At 45.5% G+C, this 15,048-nt stretch carries 13 protein-coding genes and 1 riboswitch; of the genes, 1 reads left to right on the forward strand and 12 read right to left on the reverse strand.

Features of this window, described 5'->3' with window-relative positions:
• Positions 1–4: 4 nt before the first annotated feature.
• The 12 genes from thiC to NV379_RS20245 all read right to left on the reverse strand — a co-directional run bounded on the left by thiC (position 5) and on the right by NV379_RS20245 (position 13,729).
• The gene (gene thiC, locus NV379_RS20190) at positions 5–1,798 is read right to left on the reverse strand and encodes a phosphomethylpyrimidine synthase ThiC (RefSeq protein WP_258209151.1); all 1,794 of its coding nucleotides are present in this window, start codon (positions 1,796–1,798) and stop codon (positions 5–7) included.
• Between the two features lie 5 nt (positions 1,799–1,803).
• Positions 1,804–2,475 carry a thiamine phosphate synthase gene (thiE, locus tag NV379_RS20195; RefSeq protein WP_258209152.1) on the reverse strand — a complete coding sequence of 224 codons (672 nt, stop codon included), beginning with the start codon at positions 2,473–2,475 and terminating at the stop codon, positions 1,804–1,806.
• Complete coding sequence (gene thiD / locus NV379_RS20200) at positions 2,465–3,295, reverse strand: bifunctional hydroxymethylpyrimidine kinase/phosphomethylpyrimidine kinase (protein WP_258209153.1); 831 nt, start codon at positions 3,293–3,295, stop codon at positions 2,465–2,467. Before thiD ends, thiE begins: the two co-directional genes overlap by 11 nt.
• A gap of 4 nt (positions 3,296–3,299) precedes the next feature.
• A complete protein-coding gene (thiS, locus tag NV379_RS20205) occupies positions 3,300–3,503 on the reverse strand; it encodes a sulfur carrier protein ThiS (protein ID WP_258209154.1) in 204 nt (67 codons plus the stop codon).
• A gap of 6 nt (positions 3,504–3,509) precedes the next feature.
• Positions 3,510–4,640: a glycine oxidase ThiO gene (thiO, locus tag NV379_RS20210; protein ID WP_258209155.1), complete on the reverse strand. Its 1,131-nt coding sequence runs from the start codon at positions 4,638–4,640 to the stop codon at positions 3,510–3,512.
• Complete coding sequence (locus tag NV379_RS20215; protein WP_258209156.1) at positions 4,625–5,302, reverse strand: thiamine phosphate synthase; 678 nt, start codon at positions 5,300–5,302, stop codon at positions 4,625–4,627. Before NV379_RS20215 ends, thiO begins: the two co-directional genes overlap by 16 nt.
• 103 nt (positions 5,303–5,405) lie before the next feature.
• Positions 5,406–5,503, reverse strand: a riboswitch (TPP riboswitch).
• An 89-nt stretch (positions 5,504–5,592) separates the two neighbouring features.
• Complete coding sequence (locus NV379_RS20220) at positions 5,593–6,078, reverse strand: DUF2975 domain-containing protein (RefSeq protein ID WP_258209157.1); 486 nt, start codon at positions 6,076–6,078, stop codon at positions 5,593–5,595.
• A gap of 173 nt (positions 6,079–6,251) precedes the next feature.
• Positions 6,252–6,536 carry a hypothetical protein gene (locus NV379_RS20225; protein ID WP_258209158.1) on the reverse strand — a complete coding sequence of 95 codons (285 nt, stop codon included), beginning with the start codon at positions 6,534–6,536 and terminating at the stop codon, positions 6,252–6,254.
• A 319-nt stretch (positions 6,537–6,855) separates the two neighbouring features.
• A complete protein-coding gene (locus NV379_RS20230; protein WP_258209159.1) occupies positions 6,856–7,875 on the reverse strand; it encodes a hypothetical protein in 1,020 nt (339 codons plus the stop codon).
• Positions 7,876–8,096: 221 nt separating this feature from the next.
• On the reverse strand, positions 8,097–9,161 hold the full coding sequence (locus NV379_RS20235) for an acyl-CoA dehydrogenase family protein (RefSeq protein ID WP_258209160.1): 1,065 nt from the start codon (positions 9,159–9,161) through the stop codon (positions 8,097–8,099).
• 62 nt (positions 9,162–9,223) lie between these two features.
• On the reverse strand, positions 9,224–10,984 hold the full coding sequence (locus NV379_RS20240) for a methyl-accepting chemotaxis protein (RefSeq protein WP_258209161.1): 1,761 nt from the start codon (positions 10,982–10,984) through the stop codon (positions 9,224–9,226).
• A 180-nt stretch (positions 10,985–11,164) separates the two neighbouring features.
• Positions 11,165–13,729 carry a U32 family peptidase gene (locus NV379_RS20245; protein WP_258209162.1) on the reverse strand — a complete coding sequence of 855 codons (2,565 nt, stop codon included), beginning with the start codon at positions 13,727–13,729 and terminating at the stop codon, positions 11,165–11,167.
• A gap of 212 nt (positions 13,730–13,941) precedes the next feature.
• Between NV379_RS20245 and NV379_RS20250 the strand changes: the two genes are divergently transcribed.
• Complete coding sequence (locus tag NV379_RS20250) at positions 13,942–14,946, forward strand: acrylyl-CoA reductase family protein (RefSeq protein WP_258209163.1); 1,005 nt, start codon at positions 13,942–13,944, stop codon at positions 14,944–14,946.
• Positions 14,947–15,048 lie beyond the last annotated feature (102 nt).

A 15,048-nucleotide genomic window follows, 5' to 3' on the forward strand; every position in this document is an offset into this window, starting at 1 on the left:
CCTCCTAAGTATAAATGTGACTACCTGCTTCACGGAACTGTTGCGATTTCTCAGCAAACCCTTGATCTACCGCGGACTTCTCATCTAACCCTTGTTGATCGGCATAGTCACGAATATCTTGGGTAATCCGCATACTGCAAAACTTCGGTCCACACATCGAACAGAAATGCGCAGTCTTCGCCCCCTCTGCTGGCAGCGTCTCATCATGGAATTCCATTGCCCGCTCTGGATCTAAGGATAAGTTGAACTGATCGCGCCAACGGAACTCGAAGCGTGCTTTAGACAACGCATTGTCCCGATCCTGTGCACCCGGATGGCCTTTTGCTAAATCAGCAGCATGCGCCGCAATTTTATAAGCAATCACACCATCTCGAACATCATTCTTATTCGGTAATCCTAGATGCTCCTTCGGTGTCACATAGCATAGCATCGCTGTACCAAACCAACCGATCATTGCTGCACCAATCGCTGATGTAATGTGGTCATAACCCGGTGCAATATCGGTCGTTAGTGGTCCTAGCGTGTAGAAAGGTGCCTCTTGGCAAATTTCCATCTGCTTATCAACGTTCTCCTTAATCAGGTGCATCGGCACATGTCCCGGTCCTTCGATCATCACCTGTACATCATGCTTCCATGCAATCTTCGTTAATTCTCCTAGCGTTTCTAATTCAGCAAACTGAGCCTCATCATTCGCATCCTGGATCGATCCAGGACGCAGACCATCTCCAAGTGAGAATGCCACATCGTAAGTCTTCATAATTTCACATATCTCTTCGAAATGGGTGTACAAGAAGTTCTCTTGATGATGCGCCAAGCACCAGGCTGCCATAATCGAACCGCCGCGCGAAACAATCCCTGTCAGACGCTTCGCTGTGAGCGGAACATATCGTAACAGTACACCTGCATGAATTGTAAAATAGTCCACGCCCTGCTCCGCCTGCTCAATTAACGTATCGCGATACACTTCCCAGCTTAAATCTTCGGCTTTACCGTTCACTTTCTCGAGCGCCTGATAAAGTGGAACTGTCCCAATTGGAACCGGGGAATTACGAACGATCCACTCTCTTGTTGTATGTATGTTCTTGCCTGTCGATAAATCCATGACGTTATCCGCGCCCCAACGGATTGCCCACGTCATCTTCTCCACTTCTTCCTCGATCGAAGAGCTAACAGCCGAGTTCCCAATGTTCGCGTTGATCTTAACTAGGAAGTTACGTCCGATAATCATCGGCTCGCTCTCAGGGTGGTTGATGTTAGATGGAATGATCGCGCGCCCCCTTGCCACTTCATCTCGTACAAACTCTGGTTTCACACTCTCCCGAATCGCAATGTATTCCATCTCAGGTGTGATGATACCTTTACGCGCATAGTGCATCTGCGTAACATTCTGACCCTCCTGCGCACGAAGTGGACGGCGATTAAGTCCAGGAAAAACTTGTTGATTCGCTAGCGGATCATTCGCACGAAGTCCATTATCCTCAGGTTTCACTTCTCTTCCTTCGTAATACTCAACATCTCCACGCTCTTGAATCCAAGATAGACGATGAGCGGGAAGCCCCTTACTAATATTTGTTGTAGCTTCCGAATCCGTGTAAGGTCCGCTTGTGTCATAAACTCGAATTGGTGGGTTCTCTTCAACACCTCGGCTGCTTTCGTAAGGGCTTTGCGCTATCTCACGCATGGCTACACGAATGTCAGGGCGAGATCCTTCTGTGTACACTTTACGACTATTAGGAAAACTTGAGATCGATACTTGCTTCGTTTCGCTTGCTTGTTGATTGTTAATGATTTGACTCATCGTTCCTACACCTCACTTATATTTAAAATTGGCTGGATCAATTGAATGAATTGCTGTGCGGAATGCATGGGATCTTGTGACTGACTGATTGCAGAGATAACGGCAACTCCATCTGCACCCGCTTCGATCACAGGTAAAGCATTATAAGTGTCAATTCCACCAATACCGACAAGTGGAAGGGTGATACCGTGTTTCCGGATTTCCTTAATCATGGATTGCCCCACGACTTCTCGTGCATCCTTCTTCGTCTGGGTCAGGTACATCGGTCCGACTCCGAGATAATCAGCACCGTGCTCGATGGCATGAACGGCTTCCGCTACTTGGTGGGCGGATACGCCGATTATTTTACGAGGAAGATGATTAATGGGGTGAAATAATTCCTTAATCTCAGTAATTGCTACATCCTCTTGCCCGATATGAATCCCATCTGCATCTAACTGCATCGCAAGCTCAACATCGTCATTGACGATAAACGGGATTTGATGCTTCTTACATAGGGCTTGAAGTTCTTTGCCGAGATGGTACTTAGCTGAACCGGTTAAAGCATTTGATCCTTTTTCCCGATATTGGAAAATGGTTACGCCGCCTCGGATGGCATCATCCAGTACTTTGCACGGGTCTGTACGAACATTGCAGCTGCCGAAGATCAGATACAACTTAAGTTGGTCACGGTGCATGTTGATGACCTACTTTCTGCAAATGATGATTGTAATAGGCAAAATGGTTCGTAGGTCCGTGCCCCTGCCCAATGTTCAGAGAATCTGTGATTGCCGCTTGAATGAACGCTTTGGCTGTCTTTACCGCATCTGGAATCGAATCTCCTTGCGCCAGACAAGCTGTAATCGCCGCCGAGAACGTGCAGCCCGTGCCATGTGTATGTTTAGTTGCTATTCTTGGCTCGGTATAAGTGATGAAAACTTCCCCATCGTAAAGTAGATCCGTTGCTGAATGTTGCTCCTCAGCATCATGACCGCCTTTGATAAGCACATATCGGACGCCATACGCGTAAATATGCCGACATGCTTCCATTCGATCATTCATGGAATGAATCGTTAACCCCGTGAGTGCTTCTGCTTCTGGAATATTAGGTGTAATCATGTCTGTTAAGGGCAGTAAATGTTTAATAAGTGCAGTAATTGCATCTTGAGCGAGTAAGGAAGCACCGCCTTTGGCGATCATGACTGGATCCACGACAATATTGCGCAAATCATATTCTCGAATGCATTCCACAGTTGCCTGTATAATCTCCGAATTGTGCAGCATGCCTGTCTTGATAGCGTCGGGTCTCAGATCAGTTACGACAGACTGGATTTGATTGATGACTAATTCCGGCGTCATCGGAGCAACAGCATGCACGCCTAATGTGTTCTGGGCAGTAATGGCAGTAATGGCCGTCATTCCGTATACACCAAGCTCTTGAAAAGTCTTCAGATCAGCCTGAATACCCGCTCCCCCTCCGCTGTCAGAGCCTGCAATCGTCAATGCTTTGGCGATCATCTACTCACCCCCCGCCTACAAAATGCACAATTTCCATTCGACTACCCTGCTGCACTTCGGTGTTCTCGTAGTGTGACTTGTCGATAATGTGCTGATCCAGCTCAATAATGACGATTCTTTGTTCCAGTTCAAAATGCTTCAGTACATCCGCAACAGTATGTATGGTCTCGGGTACCTCCACTTTCTCACCGTTAATGTTTAACCACATGAAGTGTTACACCTCCACGGTATGAGTTGATGATTCAGGTACAGCAAAAAGACGAATATCCTGAATAGGTGTGTGGCCAGTAATAAGTTCAGCCATGATATGTCCAGTGATTGGGCTAAGCAGAATGCCATTGCGGTAATGACCAGCTGCAAGAAATAATCCCCGAAGCTGTGGGTGCTCGCCCATATAAGGCATGCCCGTTGCTGTCTGCGGTCGTAAACCTGCCCATGTTCGACTCCACTCGGTATGACGTATAGCAGGAATCAGCTGTTGAGCGCGTTCAAACAATGTTACAAGCCCCTGTAATGTCACTTTTGTATCCCAACAGTTCGGTGTCGTCGTGGCACCTATGAGGATTTCCCCACTTCTTTTGGGAACGAGATAGCAGCTTTCGGTATAGATCGTTTTTTGAAAAAGAGGCTTTGCCATCCGAACTGCAAAACATTCGCCTTTAACCGGGTAAATCGGAACATGCACCCCCACTTTTGCAAAGAAAGGTTGGGTCATTGCTCCTGTGGCCACAATGACTTGTTTGCAATAAAGTGTCTCTTTCGATGTCTTCACCCCTTCAATCTGTCCGTCACGGTGAAGTAGTTGCAACACTTCGGCAAACTCTCGAATTTCCACACCGTGCCGAATCGATGATCGGGCAAACGCCTGTGTTAAATCTGGTGCGACAACGTGGCCGTCACCGGGAATATGCATCGCGCCTATGATGTGATCAGATAGTTCAGGTTCAAGCTGTCTAGCTGCATACGCATCTAACCACTCTGCTTGCTCACCGACACTTAACTGCTTGCTCGTTGTTAGCTGAAGTTCAGCTGCTTCGTTTGGAGATAATGCAACTTTAAGCATTCCAAACTGCATGAAACCGATGTCGATCCCGCTTGCTTCACGGAGCTCCGTTGCAAGACTTGGAAACATTGCTCGACTTTGCCTCGCAAGATCAAATAATGCAGGAGATTGGAACTGCTCAGACTGCGCCCCGAGCATGCCTGCCGCAGCAGATGATGCACCTGAAGCGATGCGATCCTTTTCCAAAATGATAGCTTGGATGCCACGCTTCGCAAGTTGATACGCAATGGAGCAGCCAATTACACCACCGCCAATGATGACGACATCTACGGATCTATGCACGTCGCCACCCCCTCGCGATCCAGCATTGTTCGATATTGCCTTGCAGCTTCCAGTGGATCTGGACTGCTGAGAATGCCACTGATTACCGCAATACCGGAAATCCCTGTACGCATCACATCGGGTATATGAGAAGGACGAATACCCCCAATTGCAATAATGGGCCTGCTCGTAAGTTTCGCGACATCTGTAAGCTGCTCGAGTCCACGAGGCTCTAAATTAGGCTTGGAGAAACTCGAATAAATATGCCCGTAGAACAAGTAATCGACTCCCTCGCGTTCACTTGCCATAGCGGAATCCATAGAATGAACGGAGCTACCCAGCTTGATCGCAGGTAGAGGCTGCGACGTATTGCCCGCTTCAGAATTTAAACTCATATGTGTATTCAAGAGTCGCCTCACCACGTGTATTGGCAAACTTCGATGCCCAAGGTGCACACCGCCTGCTCCCATTGCGATTGCCACATCAACGCGATCATTGATGATGATTTTGCTTAGAGGAATGCCTTGATCTTGCATATAAACCGTGGTCTCCCACAATTCACGGGCACTCAGACTCGGCTCTCGCAGATGAACATAATCCACATAAGGATTTACCTTAGACGCAATGTGCACAAATCGCTCAATGGGTATTGTTCCAGATGAAACAAGATGTAGTTCCGCCATACCTACCACCCTTCTTCAAGCAACAAAAAAACCACCTTCCCGCAGGAAAGTGGTCTAACTATCGCTCTAAGTACCTCAATACATACACAAATCGGCACATAAACAATCGTTCGTATCACTTCCCTACGCTGGTATTAACCAGATCAGGTTCAAAGGGTCCATTAATTGTCTCAGCCCGCAAGGGCTCCCCTAGTGTTCGTCGCTTATAAAATTGTCTTAACTATATCACTTGTTCGATGTGTTGGCTACACACGAATTTAAAAACTCACTCATTTCTCGTTTGGCTTACCTCAGACCGTCAAATCATGATCTGATTTTATGCTAATCGCTTCTTGTAGAAGCCGCTCGAGTACAGCAGCAAAAACGGCGATAACGAGCGAAGCAACTATGATAATGGCGCCTATAAATCCAATAGGAGGATCAACTTTCTTCGCTATAAGACGAAAGAGTGGCAAGCCCATTACATACAAACCACTGATTGAAATTGCACACCATCTAATATTCTTTAGCGACTTTACAGATAGATCTGAGAACGCTGTACCAGCGTCAATGTACCCTAAAAGTTTGAAAGCCTGATAAAGAGCAAAATAGAATGGCACAGCTGCTCCATACATCAAGATGACAATGAGATATTTCATTGGGACAATGCTTGTATACAATTCAGCTGCGAAATTCGCTATATGGGGCACTATTAATATACATAAAGCAAGCACTGCAATTCCAATCAGAACAATAACTGCTTTTAAGAAATTGGTTGAACCTTGTTTAGCATGCATTTAAAGCACCTCACGGATTTAATGATACAATGACTTTAGCATATCGTTTATCGTATTACAATAAATTAATATTGTTTCTAACAAGTTTGACCAAATAAAAAAGCATTTCTCATTACACAGAAATACTCTTCCTCTAACTATAAAATTTAAGAGTTTAATCCCTTTGATTTCTTTTATGTAAAATATTGATCCAAGATTACCTCTACACTGCCACTGATATCCTTACGTGTAAACGTGACCGTAACACCGTCCTTACCATCGATGAAGAATACAACTTTACCAATCCATCCTTCGGCGATGCGGTAGCCTATAATTTTATCTTTTGGAATATAAGAGCCTTTGATCTTGATTCCTCTTTCACCGAGATAAACTTCACCAACGCCAGTAAGAAAAAATATGCATCCTACAAAAATAACCGCAATTAAACCAAACCAAAGATGATCAAAGAAATAATACATAAGGGTAATTATACAAATGTAGATAAACAAACCATGAATCCCGAAATTACCACTTCCCTTTAAAAAGATTACACCAACCTTTTTTCTCGATCGAAAAGATTGAACACAAATGAAAATCATAAGTGCAGCACACACAATTCCCCATATAACCTTAAACGACATCTCGATTCCACACCCCATCCCCATCAATAATTCAGCTTATTTGAATTGTAACATAGTTTTCCATATTATGGATTGAACACTCCTTCCCCTTTTCATAGCAAAATAAAAAGACCGCTCGATTGCTCAAGCGGCCCTTTAAACTCATAGATGTTCGTATTTATTGTCCACCCAAGAGATTCGTAAGATCAACAATTTTATCTTGTGACGGAATTTCCATATCAAACTTTATTTCCTGGTTTTGCTCCGTTATTTTACTCGATAAAATAAGTTTAATATTCATTCCATCTGCACTCTTGTCTGTAATATCTAGCGAAACCTTCTGGTCTGATACATAATTGTCCTTATTCAGTGCCGTGATAAGTGTGAAATCTCCCAGCATCATGTCTTTATGGAACTTCTCTAAAGCGCTGTTCATATCAGACTCAACCACTTCTTTATTCATATCGCTTGTATCAAAGTTCATGTCTTTCATTAGCTGCGTATACTTCTCATTCGTTAGAATTGTATACAGTTTCGGATAAGTTGTCTTAGAAAACGTTTGTACGAACTTATCCAATGTCTCATCCTTTAGTTGGAACTTCAAAATGTGCTTCGAATCTTTAAGACCTTCTTCTGCATCCTTCTTATCGACAATGGTAAAGTACTCCGAACCACTAAAGTCATCAACGAGTAGTCCAATAACTTCTTTTGCAAGCGACGTTCCTAGCTCACTATTGTTCATGGCTTTCCCAGGTCCTTCAATAGCATCCGAGAGTACAATGTATTTACCCACCATGTCCTGTGGAAGTGGATAGAATGGAATGTTCGGGATCTTCACATAGATTTTTTTATCCGCATAAAGAATCGGGATGTCCAAGGATATTTTCATGTCCCCATTCAGACTAATGCCTAGTACCGCTTGTAAACGTTCCTTCTCCTTATCATACTTCCCTTTAATACTTAAATTAGCGTCCTGGAGCATAGCAAGTGCTTGTGCTTCAACCGGATTAGAAGATTTGGATGCGTCGTTGTTAGCCTGTAATTTCATGTTGTAATCAAATGCAAAAGATTTCAGACTTCCACTCTTCGTATATGCCTCATTGATGATTTCTTTAGGTGTTGTTGTGGAACATGCGGTTAAAACTAACAATGATATCAATGTGAAAATTGTGACTAGTTTGCGTAAGTTACTATTCATTTTAGACCTCCGTAGTATGTATCTTGATTCTGTATTACCTAACACAAATCCAACCTTTATGAAGTTGGAAACATCAATTTCATCCCCCACTTCCACTATTTGATTATTAATACATTTAAATAGTATATCACAATTTACCAATTTAGAGGGGATTCCCCATTTCTTTTTTGATAAAAAAGACCGCTCGATAGCTCGAACGATCCTTATTCCAGATTAAACTTCTATTCATATTCAATCAGCATCGCATGCTGGGAAGCCGTGTGCAGATCGCGCCAGATGCGGTTAATGAGCGTGTCTTGCATGACAGCGTGGATCCCTAAGTAAGGGTAGATCAACTCTGCACCCTGAACCGCAACGCGAACGACTTTCTTACACTTTCTGCTTACCTCTTCGAGATGTTCCTCTGTTAGCGGTTCCCCGCTTATATGTTTGTTCCACGAATCTTCAATTGATGAGTAGAAATCTGCTATTGCACCAGATAAGTTCATCTCTGCCTGTCCAATTTGTTTCATGACGAAAGCATAACGGTCGGTGTGCGACCATTTATCCTGATAACGAGACACCATACTCCGTGCTTCCTCTAGGAAATGTCTGCCGAGTCCCATGGATACCGCAGCGAATGAACCTTCTGCAAATTGTTTGAACGGATACTTAAAGATCGGCTCATCATAGTACGGCTCGCTCATAATATCGAATGTCATCTCATCAGGTACGAAAGCGTCTACGACTTCTATCGAATAACTCGAAGTTGCACGAAGTCCAAAAGCATTCCAGTCTGCAATAATGTTCACCTGATCAGGTAGAAAAGTAAAGGAGCGCATCACCGGTGGCTCAGTTGCATTCTCATCCGTAATCCAACTGTTCGCTGTGAAGAGTGTTGCGTGCGTCGAACCACTGCAAAATCTCCACTGCCCATTCACATTATAACCGCCGTCCACTTTCACAGCTGTACCCATTGGGTGTCCACTGCCTGCTACTACGGCATCGTCTCTCATATATAAACGTTTAGACGTAGTAGGCGGCATCGTTGCAGTAAAGAATCCCCCACCGGAACCAATGGTTATGAGCCAACCAAATGTGCCATCGATCCACGATCCCTGCTCAAATATTCGAAAAGCTTCTGGCATGGGTGTCATCAAGCCGCCAAGATCTTGTGGGACAAATAGTTTAAACAATCCTTGCTCTACAATCACATCTAGTATTTGTTTACTTGCAATGCCTGTCTGATCCATCTCCGCGGAACAAGCACGAATCGTATCTACAACTTGGGAATGAAATAGTGTCATATGAATGCCTCCAAATCGAAGTCAAAAATCGCTATAACACTCATCATACACTCGTTTGTGACTTAAATCGACTTTCCGCCATCCAAGCGGAATTTCCCAATCTCTTGTTCCAAGTGGGTAACCGTATCACGTAGTAAAGTTGCGGAGCTCGAAATTTCCTCCATCATTGCCATTTGCTCTTCGGAAGAGGCTGCAACACTTTGCGAGTTCATCGAAGCACCTCGAGCAATTGTAGATAATTCGTCCAAGGAAGCCGCAACTTGTTCACTACCTGCCGACATCTGCTCAGCCGCTGCAGATACTTCCTCCACTTGTTCATGCACACTACGTAGGGACCGGACGATATCATCGAAGGTTTGACCTGCCATATTAACAGCTTTCGCACCTGTTTCTACTTGATCCTTGCTTGTACCCATTGCTGTTGAAACGCGCTTCACATCATCCACGATCGTGCTTAGCAGCTCCCCAATCTTCTCCGATGAATCCCGTGAAAGCTCAGCAAGCTTACGCACCTCATTCGCAACCACGGCAAACCCCCGACCATGCTCACCAACTCGTGAAGCCTCAATCGCTGCATTGAGTGCAAGAAGGTTCGTCTGCTTGGAAATATCGGAAATAATCGTAACAATGTTCCCGATCTCGAGTGAGCGACGATTCAAATCATCTAAGATCTCTACGCTTTGCGAAACTGTGGTATGAATAAGCTCCATCTGCGACACGGAATGAATAATGACCTGATTGCCTCTTTCTGCATCATCCGTTACTTCTCTTGCATAGTCCGATAAACGAGCCGATGATTCCGCAATCCGCTGCGTTCCCATTGCCATCTCTGCCATCGCAACTTTGCTTTCTTCCGAAGCTTGCATCTGCATCTCTGATCCAGAAGCGACTTCTTGAATCGCTGAAGCAATCTCATTCGTCGCTCTTGTTGTTTGTTCTGCACTTATCAGAAGTGCATCAGAGGAGCTTGTCACTTGCTGAGAAGTCGATTTCACGTTCTGTGCAAGAAGGCGAATGCTTTCAATCATCTGATTAAAGTTAGCGGCTAATCTACCTACCTCATCCTTACTCTTAACTGGAATCCGTACCGATAAATCACCTTCTGCCGCGACTAACGTCATCTTGGACATGACACTAATTGGACGAAGTATATTACGGAGTAAGAAGTACGTAATCAACACGACTACAGCGACAATCCCAAGACCAATAGAAGACATTTGAATGAGTAAATTTCGCTGATTGGTCATAATTTCTGTATAGTTAAAATCAATGCCAAAGTAAGCGATCTTTTCATTCTTATCATTCTTAATCTCGCTGATCACACTTACCCAATTCCCGTATTTGTCCTCGTATGGCTTGGAGGTGGCATAACCATTCTCATTCATTTCTTTGAACGTTCTTGCATATTCGCCATCAATCTCAAACGAAGCTCCTGGAATAAATGTATCCACATAGTATTCTTTATTCGCCAATATTAATTGAAGCTTTACTTTGTCTCCGTTTGCCGCTAGTTCTGGCATGATGAGATAACTGTAATGAATCATCTGATTACTCTTCATACTATTTAATAGAGCTTGAATCTGTTTCACACTCGCATGTGATTGAAGATTATTCGTACCTTGTTTCAGTACATTCTTCACATTTTCAATGGCATCAGACTCTTCTTTAAAAATATTGTGCAGCGTCCATTCCATATCTACCATCTGTTGCTTTTGTTCAGCGATTAATCGATTATAGGAAATCATCGTTAATGCTGATGCGAGTATAAGAGACAACACAGTCATAACTACAATAGACCGGAAGATCAAACTCGTATTCTTCATAAAATCCCCCTCATTTTAACTATATTTCTCTCTAGTGAATTGAATTGCACTAACGCCTTGTTTATATATGATATAATGTCGGTTTTCTATGTAAAAAAGTTTAGTTTTACGCGGCGTTTACTCACATCCAATTACTTACAAAAAAACCGCCTGGTTGCCCAGACGGTTCAATGTGACCCTTTATTCCATGGAATCCACACGGCCCCATTTCACAAGCTGCCCGCGTGTAACCCCTAATTGATTCGTTGCTTTAAGTTGTTTCCATACTTGGTTACCCGTAATTTCCCCTGCAATAGCGCGGTTATACAAGTCCAACACTTCACTGACTTTATCCGGTGTTTCCTCTAAGAATTCTACACGATACGAAGATACGCCAAGCTCCATGAAGTAGTTGATAAACTCTGCACCGGATTGATCGATCGCGTTATACACCGTATTACGGCAACCTTCATCTACACGAACCGGATGCGACATCCCTACTCGGTCTTGAAGCGATACGCGCTGTTCTTCACAAGGACGACCACAATTCGTAAAGTCTGTTCCTTCACTTAAGAATGTGCAGTATACACAGTGCTCCGTGTGGAACATCGGCATGTGCTGATGAATCACGACCTCTGTCTTCGCCGTCTCACAGCGCTGCAGCAAGTACACCATCTGTTGAATGTTCAAATCATACGAAGGCGTGATCTTGGACAATCCTGTCTGTAAGAACAATGCCGCTGACTTATGATTCGCGACATTCAAGGAGAAGTCCCCGATCAGCTCAGGCATTTGCACTTCTGGGTGCTCTGCGCCATATTTCATAAAGTAGTACAAAGCTCCTGTATTGCGGATAAGGACAGCATCAGGCTTCAATTTCAGAATGTTATTGAAGTAGCCTGTCTCTCCTGGCATATGGATACGCGGCGTTGCAAGGGCAATACGCTTGCCTGCTGTACGCGCAGCTTCCACTGCTGCAGGGAACTGCTTAATAAATTCGAAGTCTGCATATACCAGATCAATATCTGCTTCGAGTGCGGCATGCACTTGATCGATATTCCGGCAAAGCGCCGTCAATCTTGCTGCAGATCGGTTGTGCAGAAGGTTCGGCTGTTGCTCCGATTTCGCTGCATCTGCATATACGTTATATGGCTCATTGCCATGTGTATTCTTCACATACGCACGCGGTACTTCGCGTGCATCTTCCAATTGTTCAACCGCTTTACGACGTAGCCCGTTCAGCTCACGCATCGGCACGATCAGATCGCCTTCAAGCTGTGCATCCAAACTTTCTAATTCATAAACAGTACCACCTAAACGACCTAACTGTTCCGTGAACAACTCGTCATTCATTGGACGCTTCTGTGCCGTTTCCAGCATCAATTCGGAATCCACTTGCACGGTGTATCCTGTCTCGATGTCTGTCCACCACGTCTGAAGCGGTTCGCCTAGCTTCCCACGCACTTTAATATGAACAGGTGAAATTCGGAAGGGACCCTCACGTTCGAACGTTGCACGCAGACGTCTGTCGAGTGCTGGATCGTTCGTTTTCCATACTTTATCTCCGACATGCACGCGGTTGAGGTTTACATTACTGCGTCCTGGAATAAGCTCCACTTCGCCGTCTTGTGCTTCCTCTTCGAGCTTCACACCGTTGCGGCGTACATCGTATACACGACCGCCTTCTTCTTTCTGTGTTGGATCACCTGCGTCGAATACGATGCCATCGCCGCGCTTCAGCGGTGCTTCAAGTTCCAGCACGACACCATCGTTTAGAATCTTACTTACGCGGCCAAGGAAAACCCCACGACTTTTCGGGAATGTACCGTCAACAAGCTGCTTGTTGTTCGTCCCTGTTAAGAATCCATTCGTAAAGCCGCGAGAGAAACTCTGCTGCAATTCACGAATATCTTCCTTAGATGGTCTTTCATCTGATCCTTCAAAATAAAGGTCAATCGCTTTGCGATATTTACTTACCACGTTCGCCACGTATTCCGGCGTTTTCATACGACCTTCAATTTTGAAAGAAGTAACGCCTGCTTCAATTAGTTCTGGCACTAGACTAACTGCTGCCAAGTCTTTCGGAGAAAGCAAGTACGTCACATCACCCATCGGCTGATGCACGCCATCGACCATCAGATCATACGGCAAGCGGCATGCTTGTGCACATTCCCCACGGTTTGCAGAGCGACCGCCCCACATCTCTGATGTTAAGCATTGACCCGAGTAAGATACGCAAAGCGCACCATGAACGAATACTTCCATTGGAAGTCTCGCTTGATCACCAATCGCTTTGATCTGCTTCAAATTATTCTCACGACCGAGTACGACACGCTCCATGTCCCAAGGCTTCGTAAATTCGACCGCTTCTGGCGACGTGATCGTCATTTGCGTAGAACCGTGAATCGGGAAGTCCGGGGACAGCTCGCGGATCATTTTGACAACACCAAGATCTTGAACGATAACTGCATCCACACCTGCATCAATACAAGCTTCAATTAAATATTGCGCATCCTTCAGCTCATCTTCAAACACAAGAATGTTGAACGTTAGGAAGCCTTTAACACCATATAGATGTAGGAACGCCATAATTTCAGGCAGCTCATCCATCTTAAAATTGTTCGCACGAGCGCGAGCATTAAATTTCTCTACTCCAAAAAAGATCGCATTCGCGCCATTGGCAACCGCCGCACGCATACAATCCCAATCCCCTGCTGGGGCAAGTAATTCGATATCATGTTTATTTAACGTAGTTCGTAATGACATTTGATTTCGTTTCCTTTCGTGAAACCTTAACTTTCTAAATCTAGTATGTCCAATTTCGTGGACGCGCGATCATACAAACCTGCATAAAAGCGACCTTCTCATTCTATCACAGTCCGAAGCTTCATATATGAAAATATAATGGTATTTTGTTATACTATTTGTGAAGATGTTCACTTGATTGACAATAACAGTTCAGAAGGGAAGAACGTCCAATGACTACTACATTTCGTGCACTTGTTGTTGATAAAAATGAAGCTGATGTTTCACTCGATTTGAAAAATCTACCTCTATCTGATTTGCCAGAGGGCGACGTCACGATCCGTGTCGCTTACTCTAGCATTAACTATAAAGACGGTCTTGCGGGAACCTCTGGCGGCGGGATTCTCCGCTCGTACCCGATGATCCCCGGCATCGACCTTGCCGGGACGGTCATGGAATCGCACGACACGCGATTCCGTGAAGGCGACCCCGTACTCGTGACCGGGTACGGGCTGGGCGTCTCTCACTTCGGTGGCTATGCCGAAGTGGCGCGGGTTCCCGCTGGGTGGGTCGTTCCCCTCCCCAGCGGACTAACGCTGCAGGAGGCGATGGCGCTAGGCACGGCGGGTTTCACCGCCGCGCTCTCTGTGCATCGCCTCCTACAGCACGGGCTTGCCCCCGAAGACGGCCCCGTCCTTGTGACGGGTGCCACCGGGGGCGTCGGCTCCGTAGCCGTTGCCCTGCTCGCAGGGCTCGGCTACGAAGTAGCGGCTGTCACCGGGAAGGATACGGTGACAGCTCATGATTACTTGCGCGGACTTGGCGCGCAAGTAATCGTGCCGCGCGAGGAGATCGCGCGGCCGATCCCCGGCGCCCTCGCGCGTGAGCGCTGGGCTGCCGCGGTTGATCCGGTTGGCGGCGAAATGCTCGCCAACGTGCTGAAGACGACGCGCTATGGCGGTGCGGTCGCGGCAAGTGGGCTTGCTGGCGGAGCATCGCTTGCCAGCCTTGGCGTCTACCCCTTTATCTTAAGAGGGGTAGCGCTGCTCGGCATTGACTCCGTGCAATGCCCGTATCCGCTGCGAAGCAAGATCTGGAATCTTTTAGCCGGAGAATGGAAACCTATTGCCGCTCTCGAAGCGACGCCCAATGAAGTAACATTAGAAGAATTACCTTCCAAACTTACCAATATACTAGAAGGTCAGGGAATTGGTAGAAACATAGTGCGCATCACTTAATGATGTGATAAGATTTATTACGGAAATTTCTATTAATTTATGAGTCAATTCGATCCATTTCGTCATACAAAAGTAGAAGCATCCTTGCCGTCCACCCCGGGT

The sequence above is a fragment of the Paenibacillus radicibacter genome (assembly GCF_024721995.1).
GTDB lineage: Bacteria > Bacillota > Bacilli > Paenibacillales > NBRC-103111 > Paenibacillus_AM > Paenibacillus_AM radicibacter.

What these genes read in the sequence shown, in the direction of transcription:
- NV379_RS20225 (WP_258209158.1), bottom strand. Translation starts at nt 6,536, where the DNA reads ATGTATTATTTCTTTGATCATCTTTGGTTTGGTTTAATTGCGGTTATT.
- NV379_RS20220 (WP_258209157.1), bottom strand. Translation starts at nt 6,078, where the DNA reads ATGCATGCTAAACAAGGTTCAACCAATTTCTTAAAAGCAGTTATTGTT.
- thiS (WP_258209154.1), bottom strand. Translation starts at nt 3,503, where the DNA reads ATGTGGTTAAACATTAACGGTGAGAAAGTGGAGGTACCCGAGACCATA.
- NV379_RS20245 (WP_258209162.1), bottom strand. Translation starts at nt 13,729, where the DNA reads ATGTCATTACGAACTACGTTAAATAAACATGATATCGAATTACTTGCC.
- thiD (WP_258209153.1), bottom strand. Translation starts at nt 3,295, where the DNA reads ATGATCGCCAAAGCATTGACGATTGCAGGCTCTGACAGCGGAGGGGGA.
- thiC (WP_258209151.1), bottom strand. Translation starts at nt 1,798, where the DNA reads ATGAGTCAAATCATTAACAATCAACAAGCAAGCGAAACGAAGCAAGTA.
- NV379_RS20250 (WP_258209163.1), top strand. Translation starts at nt 13,942, where the DNA reads ATGACTACTACATTTCGTGCACTTGTTGTTGATAAAAATGAAGCTGAT.
- NV379_RS20215 (WP_258209156.1), bottom strand. Translation starts at nt 5,302, where the DNA reads ATGGCGGAACTACATCTTGTTTCATCTGGAACAATACCCATTGAGCGA.
- NV379_RS20235 (WP_258209160.1), bottom strand. Translation starts at nt 9,161, where the DNA reads ATGACACTATTTCATTCCCAAGTTGTAGATACGATTCGTGCTTGTTCC.
- thiE (WP_258209152.1), bottom strand. Translation starts at nt 2,475, where the DNA reads ATGCACCGTGACCAACTTAAGTTGTATCTGATCTTCGGCAGCTGCAAT.
- NV379_RS20230 (WP_258209159.1), bottom strand. Translation starts at nt 7,875, where the DNA reads ATGAATAGTAACTTACGCAAACTAGTCACAATTTTCACATTGATATCA.
- NV379_RS20240 (WP_258209161.1), bottom strand. Translation starts at nt 10,984, where the DNA reads ATGAAGAATACGAGTTTGATCTTCCGGTCTATTGTAGTTATGACTGTG.